Below are 14,714 nucleotides of genomic sequence, written 5' to 3'. Positions count from 1 at the left end.
GTTTCTCGACAGCCTGAGAACAAAGCACTAGTGTTAACTAGGCTTTGTTCTTTTTTGTATATAGATGGATATTAAATAGAGAATAATCTTTTAATCTCTACCGTATATTCTCCAGTTATAATTCCTTTTTCCGTTATGATACCTGCGATTAAATCATTAGGAGTAACATCAAAAGCAGGGTTAAACACTTTCACATTTTTTGGAGCAACTTGAATGCCGTTAATTTGAGTAACCTCTTCTGGATTGCGTTCCTCAATCGGTATTTGATCTCCGTCTGTAATAGAGGGATCAAATGTAGATAGAGGTGCAGCAACATAAAAAGGTATGTTAAATGATTTTGCCAAAAGTGCTAGATTAAATGTTCCAATTTTATTCGCTGTATCACCGTTCGCTGCAATACGGTCTGCTCCAACAATAATTGCAGTAATATCCTTGGACTTTATCGTATGTGCTGCCATATTATCAGTTATAAGTGTAACATCGACACCCGCTTGCATAAGCTCCCAAGTAGTTAAACGTGCTCCTTGTAAGACGGGTCTAGTTTCACATGCGTAAACACTTAAGTTAATATTTTTCTCTTTGGCTAAGTAAAAAGGAGCAAGTGCTGTACCATACTTAGCAGTTGCTATGGATCCTGCATTACAAATCGTCATTATTCTGTCTCCATCTTTGAAAACGCTCAATGCATGTTCACCAATTAATTGACAAACCTGTTCATCTTCTTTTTCAATTAAGATGGCTTCTTTAAGGATTGTTGATTTTGCTTCATCTATCGTTTGAGCATTTGCCACACTTTTCATAAGTCGATCTAGTGCCCAAAATAAGTTTACAGCAGTTGGTCTTGAGCTAGCCAGATAATCATGATTTTTTTGTAAATTTTGATAAAACTCTTCAAGTGATTTTGATTGATCCTGCAATGCTGCTAGAGCTAAACCATATGCTGCAGTTATTCCGATAGCAGGAGCACCTCGAACTTTTAAAGATTGAATAGCTTCCCACACATCTTCAATGTTTCTTAATTCAAGGTATTCTGTTAATTGTGGAATCTTTTGTTGGTTTAATAAAGAGATATAATCTTCCTTCCAGATGACGGAACGAGGAATGACAAAATTTTCGTTTAACATTGTATGAAAAAAACTCCTTTTAAAAAAATGTGCTCAACCAGTATTAGAATATGAAAAGTTTTTTATAAACATTTGTTTTTAAATTACTGATAAAGCAGTTTGGTTAACACGGTTTCTAATTTGTTGCGTGTTTTTAATTGCTTTTCTATTTACAATAAGATCTCTGCCAAGTTTTAAGGCAATTTGCTTTGTTGATATTTTCTTTTCATATGGTTCAATTGTGTCAAGGTCAGCTACATGGGCTAGGCCAATGGATCGTCGGATTAATTCGCATCCTGCATAACCAGTAGCTTCTTCAAAGATCTGTTCTAAAACATAACCTAAGTAGCCATCTAAATTCGTATAAATTTCTAAACCATCATTTTCCCATGCTTTTGAAAATTCTTTTACAAACACATTCCAAGTCGTTTCAATATGGTGGAAAAGAATTTGTTGTTTTTTCGGTTCACGAGATAGTGCATTAAAAACTAAATTTGCAAATACTTGACCAACATCAAAGCCGATAGGGCCGAAGTAAGCAAACTCAGGGTCAATGATTTTTGTTTCTTGTTCATCCGCAAAAATACTTCCAGTATGCAAATCACCATGTAAAAGTGCTTCAGCTTTTGTTAGAAAGATTTGTTTTAGTTTAGCAACTTCAAGTTTTAATTCATGGTCCTGCCAAATTTGTTCTACATCTTCTTGAAGCTCTGGTTCATAATCGTTTGTTTCATGATCGAAGAAAGGATCAGTAAAAATTAGATCTTCTGTTATTTTACAAAGATCAGGGTTAATGAATTGTTGAACCAAAGATTTTTTATAATGTTGATCCATGCCATAGTCAGATGTATAAAACAGTGTTTTAGCAAGGAATTCCCCAACATGTTGAGATAAAAGTGGTAAATCTTTTCCGCTAATAAAGGCTGCTCTAGCAATTTCAAGATGTGAAAGATCTTCCATAATTGTTATGGCCAATGACTCATCTGAATAGAACACTTTTGGTACATATTGTGGAACAAATTCAGCTTGTTTAAGAAGTGCATTTGTTTCGATTCTAGAACGATCAAGAGTTAGTGGCCAGCTTTCACCAACTACTTTCGCATATGGTAATGCTTGTTTAATGATGATGCTTTCTCCGTTTTCTGGATCTTTCACTTTGAAAACTAAGTTTAAATTTCCATCGCCAATTTCATTACATGTTAGTTGACTATTTTCAGGAAGCAACTGCAATTTCTTTGCTAAGGCAATTGCTCCGTTTTCAGTTAGTGGTTCGTAAACAGGTGATTTTTTATGTGCACACATTTATTTATACCTCCAATTAGTTGTTTTTGGAGGCTTTTCTAAAATAAGAAAAGCCTCTTTCCAGATTGAAAGAGGCTTGAAGTCATTGCTTCGCACCTCTCATCTTTCAGAAAGATATTCTTTCTGATGGAATTAGCACCGTGCCCAACTGGAAGTTCCAGGTATTATTTCACATAGAATGAAATATGGTCGGTTGCTGCGGCGTCATTGGGCCAAGTCCCTCTGCCAACTCTTGATAAGAGATTTTTTAGTAAAACATAAGTATATGTTTAACATATTAAGTATTCAAAAAATTAATGCTTTTCTAGAAAAATATATTGCTTGATTAGGATATTACCAATGATACTTTATCTTTGTCAATACATTATTGGGAATTGCCTAAATATTTGTGAAGTTTTTTATTGATAGTATTGCGGTAGACGGTCATCAAAGATTGGGATTTGACTGCGGACCTTTTTAACAACTTCAGCATCTAATTTGGCCGAAATAATTCCGGCTTTTTCGGTTGCTTCAGCTACGATCTCACCCCATGGGTCAATGATGAGAGAATGTCCTGCAAATTCATTATTAGGATCAGATCCAGCACGGTTACATGCTACAACATAACATTGATTTTCAATTGCTCTGCTTAGCAATAATGTTTTCCAATGATGCAGTCTTGGCATTGGCCACTCAGCTACAACAAATAATACTTCTGCACCTTCTGTTGTATGAGCGCGTATCCATTCTGGGAAACGAATATCGTAGCAAATAACTCCTGCACTTTTCAGTCCATTTATCTCAAACAAACCTTTTTCAGTTCCGGCCGCTAAATAATGATGTTCATCCATGAGCTTAAATAAATGAAGTTTGCTATATTCATGGATAAACTCACCATTATTGTTCACAATATACATCGTATTTGTTACGCTATCCTTGCATTTTTTTGCAATAGAGCCACCTACAAAGTGAACATTATACTTTTTTGCTAAGTTACTTAGGAATGTCTTTGTTCTTTCGCCATCATGATCAGCAATTTCATCTAGGCGGGTTAAATCATAGCCAGTTGTCCAAAGTTCAGGAAGAACAATGATGTTCGGGTTCTCCTGTTCTACTGCTAATGCTACTTTTTCTTCTACTTGTTGATAATTAAAGTCAGGATCACCAAATTTAATATCAAGTTGAATACATGCAATGATAGGTTTCATTTTTTAAGTCACACCTTCATTTATAAATTTTACTTTACAAGTTGATTCTAACAATATATGATTTGTGACTAGAATTTCAAGAATTTTTTGAGTAGGTGTAGAAAATGAAAGTTTTTGAGCAATCCCATTTATTAAATACATTACCGAAGCAGTTTTTTGCCAATCTTGTTGCAAAAGTAAATACAATTGTTGAGCAGGGACATGATGTTATTAATTTAGGACAGGGTAACCCTGATCAACCAACACCAAAACATATCGTTGAAGCAATGGAGAAAGCTGTTAGAAATCCTCAATATCACAAGTATTCACCATTTCGTGGTCAAATGTTTTTGAAGGAAGCCGTCGCTACCTTTTACAAAAGAGAGTACGGAGTGGAGATAGATCCTGCTAGTGAGGTAGCGATTCTATTTGGAGGAAAGGCTGGGTTAGTTGAGGTTCCGCAATGTTTGTTAAATCCTGATGATGTTGTTCTTGTACCAGATCCTGGATACCCCGATTATTGGTCTGGAGTCGAGTTGGCACGTGCTAAAATGGAAGTTATGCCTTTATTAAGCGAAAATCAGTTCCTGCCAGATTACAAGAGCTTGTCTAGAGATGCTGTAGAAAAGGCGAAACTTATGTTTTTGAATTATCCTAATAATCCAACTGGTGCTACGGCAAATGAAAGTTTCTTTGAAGAAACAGTTTCATTTGCAAAAGAAAATGATATCTGTGTGGTTCATGATTTTGCATATGGAGCAATTGGCTTTGATGGAAAAAGGCCTCTTAGCTTTTTACAAACAACCGGTGCTAAAGACATTGGTATTGAAATCTACACATTCTCCAAAACTTATAATATGGCTGGTTGGAGAATTGGTTTTGCTGTTGGAAATCCTTCTGTTATTGAAGCTATAAATTTATTGCAAGACCATATGTATGTAAGTGTATTTAGTGCAATTCAAGAAGCAGCTGCACATGCGTTACTTAGTCCGCAAACATGTGTTGAAGAACTAAATGCTCGTTACGAATCTCGGAGAAATGCTCTCATTACAGCTGTTCGTGAGATCGGTTGGGATGTTAAGGCACCTGCAGGATCGTTTTTTGCTTGGTTGCCAGTTCCTAAACAATTTGATTCTTCTGAAGAGTTTTCTGATTTTCTGCTTCAACATGCACGTGTCGTTGTTGCACCAGGAGTTGGTTTTGGGGAATATGGTGAGGGATACGTTAGAGTTGGTTTATTAACTTCTGAGGACCGACTTAGAGAAGCTGCTGAGAGAATTAAAGCTCTTAATCTTTTTAAGGCTTGATGCCCTAGTTTTTCTTCTTGACAGTAGAAGTGAGATCTGTCATAATCCAAATTAATTTCAAAATGAACGTTTCGTTCTTATCAAGAGCAGGTGGAGGGACTAGCCCGATGAAGCCCGGCAACCGACTTAACCTAGGTTAAGCACGGTGCTAATTCTTGCAGCATTCGCTGATAGATAAGGAGATTACTTATTACTTATGCATTTAGTAACCTCTTTGATCTGTCAAAGAGGTTTTTTTATTTTTATAAACAGAAAAAAATAGAAATGGAATGTTATGCATAAACTAAATAAAGATGATAGAATTAGTACGATAAATAGAAAGATTCAGAAAACGTGATGATATATAGAAAGTAGGGTTTTAAGTGAGTGAAGTCATTGCTACATATCTTGTACACGAAGCTAAAGGAGATTTACATAAAAAAGCAGAAGGAATTGCTTTAGGGTTAACGGTAGGTTCCTGGACAGATCTTCCATTACTTGAACAGGAGCAACTGAAAGCTCATAAAGGTCGTGTTATAGAGGTCAGTCAGCTGGAGTCTTGTGACAAAACAAATCAATTTTTAGGAAAAAACGTAACAAAAGGAATAATCAAAATTGCTTATCCAAGCTTAAATTATAGTCATGATCTCCCAGCTATATTAACAACTGTTTTTGGGAAGTTATCTCTTGACGGAGAAGTAAAATTACTTGATTTAGAGTTCTCAGAAGATGTGAAAGCCGCGTTTCCTGGTCCGAAATTTGGTGTAAAAGGAATTCGGGAATTAGTGGGTGTTTATGATCGCCCTTTATTAATGAGTATTTTTAAGGGTGTAATTGGTCGTGACTTACAATACTTAAAAGATCAGTTAAGACAGCAAGTTTTGGGTGGGGTTGATTTAGTTAAAGACGATGAAATTCTATTTGATAATCGATTAACTCCATTTGAGGAGCGAATTCTTTCAGGTAAAGAAGTATTAAATCAGGTCTTTCAAGAAACTGGACATAAAGCTTTATATGCTGTGAATTTGTCTGGTAAAACATATGATCTTAAAGATAAAGCTAAAAAAGCGTCTGAGCTTGGTGCTGATGTTTTATTGTTTAACGTATTCGCATATGGGTTAGATGTATTACAAAGTTTAGCTGAGGATCCAGATGTAACCGTACCTATTATGGCTCACCCTGCTGTGAGTGGAGCTTCTACTTCATCTAGCTTATATGGATTTTTAAGTTCACTTTTACTAGGTAAGCTGCTACGAATAGCTGGTGCGGATTTCTCTTTATTCCCATCTCCATATGGAAGTGTAGCATTAGATAGAAAAGAAGCCCTAGGTATTGCAGATAACTGTCTAAAGAAAGAATCTTTTAAGCAATCGTTTCCGGTTCCTTCAGCGGGAATTCATCCAGGTTTAGTTCCGTTGCTTATGAATGATTTCGGAATAGATTCAATAATAAATGCTGGTGGTGGTGTTCATGGTCATCCAAATGGAGCCATTGGCGGTGGACAAGCATTTCGAGCAGCAATTGACGCAACTCTAGCAGGTACTTCCTTAAAAGAAGCAGCAAACGTAAATGAAGATCTTAAACTTGCCATTGATCTTTGGGGTGTCAAAGAGGTGAGTAAATGAGTAATCGAGTAATTATATGTGATTTTGATGGGACGATCACAGAGACTGACAACATTATTGCAATTATGAAAAAATTTGCTCCACCAGAATGGGATGCTTTAAAAAATGACGTTTTATCGCAACAAATTTCTATTCAAGAGGGTGTTGGCAAAATGTTTCAATTACTACCATCTTCTTCTAAAGACGAAATTGTGAAATACATTTTAGATCATGCGCAAATACGTTCTGGCTTCAAGGAGTTTATTCAATTTACTAGAGAGAACAATATCCCTCTTTATATTGTTAGTGGAGGAATTGATTTTTTTGTTTATCCTCTACTTCAAGGATTAATAGAAGAAGAAGAACAAATTTATTGCAATAAGGCAAATTTTAGTCATGAAAACATTCAAATAGAATGGCCTTATAGTTGTGATAACTCTTGTACGAATGATTGCGGTTGCTGTAAGCCGTCACTTATACGTAAGCTAACAAATTCTAATCAAGAAAAAATTGTAATTGGAGATTCCATTACAGACCTTCAAGCTGCAAAACTAGCAGATTATGTAATAGCAAGGGATTTGCTATTAGAGAAATGTCAGGAACTTCATTTACCACATCAGCCCTTTACAACTTTTTTTGATGTGATTAATATCTTAGAAAAACTTGAGGAGGTGAGGGCATGACAATTATCAACCAGCGGTGGGAGGAATTAGCTGACATAAAGCGGGTGTTAGCAAGACGAGATTGGTTTCCAGGTACAAGTGGGAATCTTGCGATAAAAGTAAGTGACGATCCTATCGAGTTCCTTGTTACAGCAAGTGGTAAGGATAAGACGAAGGAAACAGACGAGGACTTTTTACTTGTTGATAGAGAAGGGAAGCCAGTTAAGGATACTCACTTAAAGCCTTCTGCAGAAACATTATTACATGTAGAGATTTTTAATAAAACAAAAGCTGGATGTAGCCTTCACGTTCATACAGTTGACAATAATGTTATATCAGAGCTGTACGGCGATAAAGGAAAGATTACATTTACAGGACAGGAAATTATTAAAGCATATGGCTTATGGGATGAGGATGCTGAATTTACAATTCCAATCATCTATAATCATGCACATATTCCAACTTTAGCGGAAAGTTTTAGTGAGTTTGTAAAAGCAGATGCCGGTGCAGTACTAATTAGAAACCATGGAATAACCGCATGGGGAAAAGATGCACTAGAAGCGAAGAAGTATTTAGAAGCGAGTGAATTTTTATTTTCCTATCATCTAAAGCTGTTATCATTAAAAGCAGTTTTGGCTTAGTTTCAGGAATGAAATATTATATAAAACTATATTAATTAATGGAGGAGAAAGATTATGGCAGTAATTAAAGTGAGAAATACTAATGAAGTAATTGAAGGTCAAGAACAGGTTTCAAGTTTCTTAGAGAAACAAGGTGTACTTTATGAGCATTGGGATATGAGCAAACTTCCTGAACATTTAGTTGAAAAATTTGTTCTTAGCGATGAAGAAAAATCTGAAATTTTAACAGCATACAAATCTGAAATTGAAGATTTAGCTGAAAGAAGAGGATATAAGACTTGGGACATCGTGGCTTTATCAGATGCAACACCAAATCTAGAAGAATTGTTAAAAAAATTCGAAAATGTTCATACACACACTGAAGACGAAGTACGTGCTATTACAGCAGGTCATGGTATTTTCATTATTAAAGGTGATGAGCAAATTGGTTACTTTGATGTAGAATTAGAAGCTGGTGATGTTATTTCGGTACCAGAGGGTAATCCTCATTTCTTTACATTAATGGAAGACCGTCAAGTTGTGGCAGTTCGCTTATTTATTGAAACCGAAGGATGGGTGGCACATCCATACCAAGAAAAACAAGAATTAAATAAATAATAAAGAAAAAGCGTAGAACTCAAGAGTCTACGCTTTTTTATTTACATATTCATTAACTCACGTTTTCTTTTTGTGAGGAACTGGAAGGAATTATCTAGTTCATTATATTTCTCTGATTCAGGTGTTAGTAAGCTTAATTCACCAAGTACAGCAGTAATTTCAGTATTAATTAGAAGTAATTCTTCATCAATTGATTTCTTTTGATTACTTTTTTTTGTTTGTTGCTTATAAAGCTCATATTCTTCAATTGTCATTTCCATTCGCTTTATCTTTTTCTCTTCAAAGACAAGTAATTTTTCGCATAGAGAACTTAAGAAGTAATAATCGTGTGAAACCACTAGAATAGTACCAGGAAATTCTGCTAATGTTTGCTCTAATTGATTACGGCTTGCTAAGTCTAAATGATTTGTGGGCTCATCAAGAATAAGTAAATCATATTCATGTAATAAAAGATTGGTAAGCTTTACTTTTGTCCGCTCTCCTAAACTAAGACTATGAATAGGTTGATTTAGCCTACTTGCCTTTAGCCCCATATTTGCTAATGTAGTTCTTGCTTTTAACAGGTCATTTTTATCATTTAGATTTAGTGCCTCATAAACAGTTTGAGTTAAAGACATATCAGCCACATCTTGACTAAGATAAGCTACCTTAAGAGTTGGGCTCTTTGATAAGTCACCAGTAGTAAGAGGCTCAACACCTAAGAGCATGCGCAGAAAAGTTGTTTTGCCACATCCATTTGGTCCAACAAGACCTATTCTTTCTCCATGATTTATATAAAAATAGCTATTCCTAAACAGTGACCTTGACTGATAGCTTTTTGAGAGATCTTTAGCCTCTATCAATCTTTTGCCATGTTTTTTATTACCTTCAAATTGAAACCTGACACTCATTTCTTCTAATGGTTTATCTATTTTATTTTTTTCAAGCTCTTTATTAAGTCTTTTCATTTTAGATTTTATTGCTTTATCTAGTTTCTTAGCTTTTACACCATGAAACTCCTTAAAGCCCTCTTGGTCCCTCATCGTTCGGTGAGCTTTGCCTGCCCATTGCTGTAATTGGGACATTTGATTTTCAATCCGCTTCTTTTCATTTTGTTGAATATCATAACGGTGAAGCTGATCTTCTCGACTTTTTTGCTTTTTTTCATAAAAAGTTGTGTAATTTCCATCATAAACAGTTAATTTACTATTTTCGAGGTCGAATATTTTCGTTACTGTTTTATCTAAAAAATAACGATCATGAGAAATAATGATAACTGCTCCATGAAATGATCTTATCTTTTCAACAAGCCAATTTATTCCTTGTAGATCTAAGTGATTTGTAGGTTCATCTAAAATCAAAATATCTGGTTGAGCTGACCAAACCTCAGCTAAGGAAATTTTTAATTTTTCTCCACCACTTAAATGATCCATTCGCTCCTTTTTCCATGATTGAACTTTTTTTAGTCCTAGTTCACTAGCTCTTTCTAAGAAATCACCAGATAACAAATCACTTTCATTCATCATATATTCAATCGATTGTTTAAGGTATCCGATTTTAATATGATGTTTACGATGAAACGTTCCATTGTCAGCTTCTAAACTTCCATAAATAATATTGGCAAGTGTTGTTTTGCCTGCGCCATTATGACCAACAAGACCAATTCGATCATTGTGGTAGATATCAAAAGTAAGATCCGTAAATAGTTCTTTTTCTCCATAACTTTTTGAAATATTTCTTGCTTGTAATGTAAACATAAAAAAACCTCCCTATTCCTAGAGAGATTAGTCAAAAAGATATACAAAACCAGTATACCGAAATAAAGGTATACTATAAAAGAAAGCATACCAATTTTAACGACTAAAGGAATGTATATGTTAACATGCAGACTAATCCAATTCTCTAGGTAATATTAAAATTCAATTAAAAATGAATTATTAATAGCCAGAAAAAAAGATTAGAACTTCATTGTTTCAACATACACCCTTTCAGTTAAGATATGTTTATTATATGTAGGATTTGGTAATATTGCAACCTTCTTCAAAAAGTTATTTTAACAATATATAATCAATTGTTTCTGATGTTTGCTCAACAACTTGCATACCGAGTTTTTCGAGAATTTTAATAGAAGGAAGATTGTTTTTGAGAACATTTGTAGCTGTAATTCCTTTAACACTTTTTTGTTGAAAGGCCCAATCGATTAATGCTACGGCCATCTCTGTTGCATATCCTTTGCCTTGGAATGTATGGTGTATACCATATCCGATCTCAATAAGACCCTTCTCATCTGGAGGCATTTTAAATCCCATTGTTCCGACTACTGTATTTGATTCAAATTCAACGATAAAACCGTACCATTCAGCCAAGTCAGGATTAACCATCGTTTTATGGAGACGAATTGGTAAAACTCTTTCTGTATAAACAGGCTCAAGAAAATCTTCTAATACATGGGATTGTATAACTTTTTCAAGTGAAGATATGTTGTTTAATGCCGCTTCAATGATTTCTGAGGTCATTGGTTTTAAACCTAATCGTTTTGATTTAACAATATACATAATCTCTAAGTTCCTTCCCATACTAAATGTTAGAAATCATAAATATATTATAAATTAAAATGAACATAAAAGTTTTTTTAAGAAAACTTTGAATTTTCTTTACTAACAAAGAATGCTGTGATAAATTTCTTGTTAAAAGGGGGTTGTATAAATGAAGGTTAGATATCATTATGTACAGAAAGCAGACGTGAAATATTGTGATATTAGCTGTACAGTAAAAGAAGCATATGATTATCTAAAGGAAACAGGTTACCGTTCTATTCCGGTTTTAAAGAAAGATGGTAAAATCTTTGTTGGTTTTATTTATAAAGTACATTTGCTTGAGCATTATGTAGAGCATAATGGTAAAGAAAGTGATCCGATTGAACCGTTAGTGCAGAATCAAGATGCTTACATATACGAAGAGGATTCATTTTTCAAGACATTCTTAACGATTCGACGACTTCCATTTTTAGCAGTAATAAATGAAGAGAAAGAATTCTCAGGAATTATTACCCATTCAAATATAATGGATGTCCTTGAAGATTCATTTGGGATGAAAACTGGTGGTGTCCTTCTTACAGTTGGAACTAAGGAGCATAAAGGGGCTATTAAGGACTTAGTAACTACTGTTAAGGATATTAATATAGAAGGCCTGCTAACGATGGATAATGGTGATAAATATATCAGAAGAATTATTCTAAATTTATCAGGTGATTTATCTGAGAAAAAATTGCAGAAGGTTATTAAAAAATTAGAGGATAAAGAATTCAGAGTTACCTCTGTTGATCGTATTGATCATAAATAGGTAATGGACTACAGAAAGGGCTACAGTTGATAGCCCTTTTTTTATAAGAAGGTTGTTTCGAGTATGGAAAAGAGGTAGTCAAAATTGGGAATGTTTCATAGGTTATGAACTACCTAGAGCTCACTTACCGGGTTTGAAGTAATCATTCCAAATTTGTTATGTCTTCAGGATCAAAGAATAGTTTAGAAAGTGTAACCGTTTCTGCTTTTTCTTTCACTAAAGGCACGTATTGCTTTAAAACGGATGCTGTTTTTTCTCCAGCTATCCCAACATGCCCTATTGCAATAATTTCATTATCTTTTTCAATTCGATTCATTAGTAAATTAGCTTGTTTCGTAATGTGACTTGTTGTATATTGTTCATCAAAAAATAGCTCATTCTCCAAATAAGGAACCTCTAATTGTTTTGCAATTGTTTCAACAACACTTTTTCCTGTAGTTTTGCTATCTAAATAATAAAGCCCTCTTTCCTTACATACCTCTAATATAATTTTCATTACCCTAGCATCTGCTGTGGCTTTAGATCCCATATGATTGTTCATTCCAACAGCATGGGGGACATCATCAATTGCATCATTTACTCTTTTTCTAATTTCTTTATTTGATAAATCAGTCGTAATAGCTCCGGGGCCAAGCCAACTCTTTTTTCCATGTAAAGGCTCCATTGGAAGATGCACAATGACCTCATGGCCTTTTTCATGGGCTAGATTTGCGTCTTTTTTTGTTGTAGGTAAAAATGGCATAACCGCTACAGTTAATTGAATAGGTAAAGAGAGGATTTGTTCAGTACCTTTCATTCCATTACCTAGGTCATCAATAACTATTGCTACCTGTCTTTCAATTGAGCGTGATTGAGCAAATATTGCAATAGGTATAGAAAGAAGAAGAATCAAACTAATCATAAATTTTTTCATGGGAGTGTTCTCCTTTACTTGTATATATGTATAGGTTAACCACGCTTAATAAAAAGATGTGTTTATAAAGGTGAGAAAAAGGTAGTTTAAAGTAAAGCAGATGTGGGAATAAAAATAATAAGAAAAAGTTTTCAATTTTGTCATATTTAAAGGTGAAAAAAATGTCTAAAATTGCGATAGTCTTTACACAAGTGCAAAGTTTTGTAATAATTTCTTACAAGATTACTTGTGTGGGATAATATCAAGAACCGTTTAACTTTAGATTATCGCAAAATTGAATAACTAGGAGGGGCTCTGAGATGAATAATAATTCTTTAAAAACAAAGCTTCTTGAAACAATTAATATAAAAAGAAAAGAAATGATTGAAACGGCTAATAAAGAAGGATATACAAGTGAATTGGCTGTTCAATGTAGTCAAGATTTGGACTTGCTTTTAAATGAATATCAACAGATTCTACATAGAAGAGAAAAAACCTAAAGTTGTCCCTTTTCATGACTTAGTTCATTCAATGAAATTATTTACGTACACAGACAGATATTCTTATTAAAATAAAAAATACAGTGGACAAGCACTGTATTTTCTTCGTGTTATTGCATTAAAAACTATTTATAAGAATAACCATGCAAAGAATGCCAATAATAAATGAGTATGTCGCAAATTGTTCATTTCCATCTCCATGAGATTCCGGAATTAGCTCTTTGTAGATGATAAACAGCATCGCACCTGCTGCAAAAGCTAATCCATATGGTACAAGAAAGGCGACAAAGCTTGTTAAATAAAAACCAAGTAATGATGCTACAATTTCCACAGCACCTGTTGCTGTAGCAATTAAGAATGCTTTTCCTCGATTTATATTTTGATTGATTAAGAATAGAGCAACCAAAAATCCTTCCGGTGCATTTTGTAGACCGATTGCAAAGGCTATTAGGTTTCCTGTCTCACTAACAGATGAAGCATAACTAACTCCAACCGATAACCCTTCTGGAATATTATGCAAGGTTATTGCTGCAATAATAAGCATAGCTTTTTCATCAAATTTAATTCCACTTTTGGTATGTTCCAAATCAATATGAGGAATGGCTCTTTCAAGTGATGTTAAAATAAGTACCCCAAGAAATAAACCGATGGAAACTTCCAATATCCCCCCATAATTTAATGACTCAGGAATTAAGCCTAACATGGCAGCAGTCATCATAATACCGGCTGTAAAGGCTAATAAAATATCTCTCCAACGATGCGTAATCGTTCTTTGAAGAAATAGGATAGGTACTGCACCTAATCCTGTAGATAATGCAGATAATACACTTCCCAATAAAACATCTGACATATGTGATTGCTCCTTCTAAAATGGATACACTTTGCTTTAGAATCGTAATTAGAACTATTATAACTGAATTAGGTAACCTAAGGAAGAATTCGCTTAAATAGAAGGTCATTTTTACCGAATTATACGATAAGCAAAGAATGAAAAAATCACTTGCTGTTGCAGGGCTCAATAAAGTATATGAATAGGTGGGCTATTTGTTCCAATAATTAAAAGATGATTTGACTTTCTATACAACATGTTCTATTATAATGCTAATTATTTATTTTGAATTCAAGATATATGAAAAAGGATTGAGATGAATTGGAAAAAACAAAGGGAATAGAAGAGTCTTTAAAGTTTTTTATTGTGCTATCGCGTGCCCACAGAGCATTTAACGATGTCGTTAATAAACATATATCAACATTTAAATTAAACCCGACAGAATTTGCTGTTCTAGAGCTTTTATACCACAAAGGAGATCAGCCTTTACAACAAATAGGTGGGAAAATACTGTTGGCAAGTGGGAGTATCACATATGTAGTAGATAAATTAGAGCAAAAGGGCTTACTTATAAGAAAGGCATGTCCTAATGACCGAAGAGTAACACATGCTCAGATAACGGATAAGGGAAAAGAACTAATTGAAGAAATATTCCCCCCTCATCAAGAAAAAATTGATGAAATTGTAAACGTATTGTCTGATGAAGAAAAGGCATTAGTCACAGAGCTTCTTAAAAAAGTGGGTTATCATGCTAATGATTTATTGAAAACTGAAAAGCATTAACTAAAGATTACTTTTAAAACATTAAAGC

At 34.2% G+C, this 14,714-nt stretch carries 15 protein-coding genes and 2 riboswitches; of the genes, 8 read left to right on the top strand and 7 right to left on the bottom strand.

The features are described 5' to 3' along the window. Positions 1-71: 71 nt before the first annotated feature. The 3 genes from mtnA to COD11_RS06595 all read right to left on the bottom strand — a co-directional run bounded on the left by mtnA (position 72) and on the right by COD11_RS06595 (position 3,592). The gene (gene mtnA, locus COD11_RS06605; RefSeq protein WP_098795969.1) at positions 72-1,124 is read right to left on the bottom strand and encodes an S-methyl-5-thioribose-1-phosphate isomerase; all 1,053 of its coding nucleotides are present in this window, start codon (positions 1,122-1,124) and stop codon (positions 72-74) included. A gap of 78 nt (positions 1,125-1,202) precedes the next feature. Beyond that, the gene (mtnK, locus tag COD11_RS06600; protein ID WP_098795968.1) at positions 1,203-2,405 is read right to left on the bottom strand and encodes an S-methyl-5-thioribose kinase; all 1,203 of its coding nucleotides are present in this window, start codon (positions 2,403-2,405) and stop codon (positions 1,203-1,205) included. 96 nt (positions 2,406-2,501) lie between these two features. After that, a riboswitch (SAM riboswitch) is annotated at positions 2,502-2,647 on the bottom strand. A 156-nt stretch (positions 2,648-2,803) separates the two neighbouring features. Next, positions 2,804-3,592 (bottom strand): carbon-nitrogen family hydrolase, encoded by a 789-nt coding sequence (locus tag COD11_RS06595; protein WP_098795967.1) that lies wholly within the window; start codon positions 3,590-3,592, stop codon positions 2,804-2,806. 104 nt (positions 3,593-3,696) lie between these two features. Here COD11_RS06595 and COD11_RS06590 point away from each other — a divergent pair, with 104 nt between their 5' ends. The 5 genes from COD11_RS06590 (at position 3,697) to COD11_RS06570 (ending at position 8,361) form a co-directional block, all read left to right on the top strand. Then, on the top strand, positions 3,697-4,878 hold the full coding sequence (locus tag COD11_RS06590) for a pyridoxal phosphate-dependent aminotransferase (RefSeq protein WP_098795966.1): 1,182 nt from the start codon (positions 3,697-3,699) through the stop codon (positions 4,876-4,878). Positions 4,879-4,952: 74 nt separating this feature from the next. After that, positions 4,953-5,059, top strand: a riboswitch (SAM riboswitch). A 181-nt stretch (positions 5,060-5,240) separates the two neighbouring features. Further along, the gene (gene mtnW, locus COD11_RS06585) at positions 5,241-6,482 is read left to right on the top strand and encodes a 2,3-diketo-5-methylthiopentyl-1-phosphate enolase (protein ID WP_098795965.1); all 1,242 of its coding nucleotides are present in this window, start codon (positions 5,241-5,243) and stop codon (positions 6,480-6,482) included. Next, positions 6,479-7,144 (top strand): 2-hydroxy-3-keto-5-methylthiopentenyl-1-phosphate phosphatase, encoded by a 666-nt coding sequence (locus tag COD11_RS06580; protein WP_098795964.1) that lies wholly within the window; start codon positions 6,479-6,481, stop codon positions 7,142-7,144. The genes mtnW and COD11_RS06580 overlap by 4 nt, the downstream gene beginning before the upstream one ends. Continuing rightward, positions 7,141-7,764, top strand: a complete 624-nt coding sequence (locus COD11_RS06575) for a methylthioribulose 1-phosphate dehydratase (protein ID WP_098795963.1) — start codon at positions 7,141-7,143, stop codon at positions 7,762-7,764. The genes COD11_RS06580 and COD11_RS06575 overlap by 4 nt, the downstream gene beginning before the upstream one ends. 54 nt (positions 7,765-7,818) lie before the next feature. Further along, positions 7,819-8,361: a 1,2-dihydroxy-3-keto-5-methylthiopentene dioxygenase gene (locus COD11_RS06570; RefSeq protein ID WP_098795962.1), complete on the top strand. Its 543-nt coding sequence runs from the start codon at positions 7,819-7,821 to the stop codon at positions 8,359-8,361. 41 nt (positions 8,362-8,402) lie between these two features. Here COD11_RS06570 and abc-f read toward each other — a convergent pair whose 3' ends face one another. Together abc-f and COD11_RS06560 are read right to left on the bottom strand one after the other, a co-directional pair. Then, entirely contained in the window at positions 8,403-10,097 is a 1,695-nt protein-coding gene (gene abc-f / locus COD11_RS06565; RefSeq protein ID WP_098795961.1) for a ribosomal protection-like ABC-F family protein, read from the bottom strand. A gap of 291 nt (positions 10,098-10,388) precedes the next feature. Further along, positions 10,389-10,895 carry a GNAT family N-acetyltransferase gene (locus COD11_RS06560; protein WP_176551002.1) on the bottom strand — a complete coding sequence of 169 codons (507 nt, stop codon included), beginning with the start codon at positions 10,893-10,895 and terminating at the stop codon, positions 10,389-10,391. A 151-nt stretch (positions 10,896-11,046) separates the two neighbouring features. On the opposite strand from COD11_RS06560, the gene cbpA reads away from it, so the two are divergent. Further along, entirely contained in the window at positions 11,047-11,682 is a 636-nt protein-coding gene (gene cbpA / locus COD11_RS06555; RefSeq protein ID WP_098795959.1) for a cyclic di-AMP binding protein CbpA, read from the top strand. 142 nt (positions 11,683-11,824) lie between these two features. Here cbpA and COD11_RS06550 read toward each other — a convergent pair whose 3' ends face one another. Continuing rightward, the gene (locus tag COD11_RS06550) at positions 11,825-12,595 is read right to left on the bottom strand and encodes a divergent polysaccharide deacetylase family protein (protein WP_098795958.1); all 771 of its coding nucleotides are present in this window, start codon (positions 12,593-12,595) and stop codon (positions 11,825-11,827) included. Positions 12,596-12,894: 299 nt separating this feature from the next. Here COD11_RS06550 and COD11_RS06545 point away from each other — a divergent pair, with 299 nt between their 5' ends. Continuing rightward, positions 12,895-13,074 (top strand): aspartyl-phosphate phosphatase Spo0E family protein, encoded by a 180-nt coding sequence (locus tag COD11_RS06545; protein WP_098795957.1) that lies wholly within the window; start codon positions 12,895-12,897, stop codon positions 13,072-13,074. A gap of 118 nt (positions 13,075-13,192) precedes the next feature. On the opposite strand, the gene COD11_RS06540 is transcribed toward COD11_RS06545, so the two are convergent. After that, positions 13,193-13,924, bottom strand: coding sequence for a ZIP family metal transporter (locus COD11_RS06540; RefSeq protein ID WP_098795956.1), 732 nt, complete (start codon positions 13,922-13,924; stop codon positions 13,193-13,195). Between the two features lie 300 nt (positions 13,925-14,224). Between COD11_RS06540 and COD11_RS06535 the strand changes: the two genes are divergently transcribed. Beyond that, positions 14,225-14,686, top strand: coding sequence for a MarR family winged helix-turn-helix transcriptional regulator (locus tag COD11_RS06535; protein ID WP_098795955.1), 462 nt, complete (start codon positions 14,225-14,227; stop codon positions 14,684-14,686). Positions 14,687-14,714: the final 28 nt, after the last annotated feature.

Origin of the sequence: Bacillus sp. AFS040349 (assembly GCF_002577655.1) — a bacterium.
GTDB lineage: Bacteria > Bacillota > Bacilli > Bacillales > Bacillaceae > Metabacillus.
The sequence above is the reverse complement of the archived record's forward strand: the minus strand, read 5'-3'. Positions and strand labels throughout refer to the sequence as shown.

What these genes read in the sequence shown, in the direction of transcription:
- COD11_RS06550 (WP_098795958.1), bottom strand. Translation starts at nt 12,595, where the DNA reads ATGAAAAAATTTATGATTAGTTTGATTCTTCTTCTTTCTATACCTATT.
- COD11_RS06560 (WP_176551002.1), bottom strand. Translation starts at nt 10,895, where the DNA reads ATGTATATTGTTAAATCAAAACGATTAGGTTTAAAACCAATGACCTCA.
- COD11_RS06590 (WP_098795966.1), top strand. Translation starts at nt 3,697, where the DNA reads ATGAAAGTTTTTGAGCAATCCCATTTATTAAATACATTACCGAAGCAG.
- mtnA (WP_098795969.1), bottom strand. Translation starts at nt 1,124, where the DNA reads ATGTTAAACGAAAATTTTGTCATTCCTCGTTCCGTCATCTGGAAGGAA.
- COD11_RS06545 (WP_098795957.1), top strand. Translation starts at nt 12,895, where the DNA reads ATGAATAATAATTCTTTAAAAACAAAGCTTCTTGAAACAATTAATATA.
- COD11_RS06580 (WP_098795964.1), top strand. Translation starts at nt 6,479, where the DNA reads ATGAGTAATCGAGTAATTATATGTGATTTTGATGGGACGATCACAGAG.
- COD11_RS06595 (WP_098795967.1), bottom strand. Translation starts at nt 3,592, where the DNA reads ATGAAACCTATCATTGCATGTATTCAACTTGATATTAAATTTGGTGAT.
- cbpA (WP_098795959.1), top strand. Translation starts at nt 11,047, where the DNA reads ATGAAGGTTAGATATCATTATGTACAGAAAGCAGACGTGAAATATTGT.
- abc-f (WP_098795961.1), bottom strand. Translation starts at nt 10,097, where the DNA reads ATGTTTACATTACAAGCAAGAAATATTTCAAAAAGTTATGGAGAAAAA.
- mtnK (WP_098795968.1), bottom strand. Translation starts at nt 2,405, where the DNA reads ATGTGTGCACATAAAAAATCACCTGTTTACGAACCACTAACTGAAAAC.
- COD11_RS06570 (WP_098795962.1), top strand. Translation starts at nt 7,819, where the DNA reads ATGGCAGTAATTAAAGTGAGAAATACTAATGAAGTAATTGAAGGTCAA.
- COD11_RS06540 (WP_098795956.1), bottom strand. Translation starts at nt 13,924, where the DNA reads ATGTCAGATGTTTTATTGGGAAGTGTATTATCTGCATTATCTACAGGA.
- COD11_RS06575 (WP_098795963.1), top strand. Translation starts at nt 7,141, where the DNA reads ATGACAATTATCAACCAGCGGTGGGAGGAATTAGCTGACATAAAGCGG.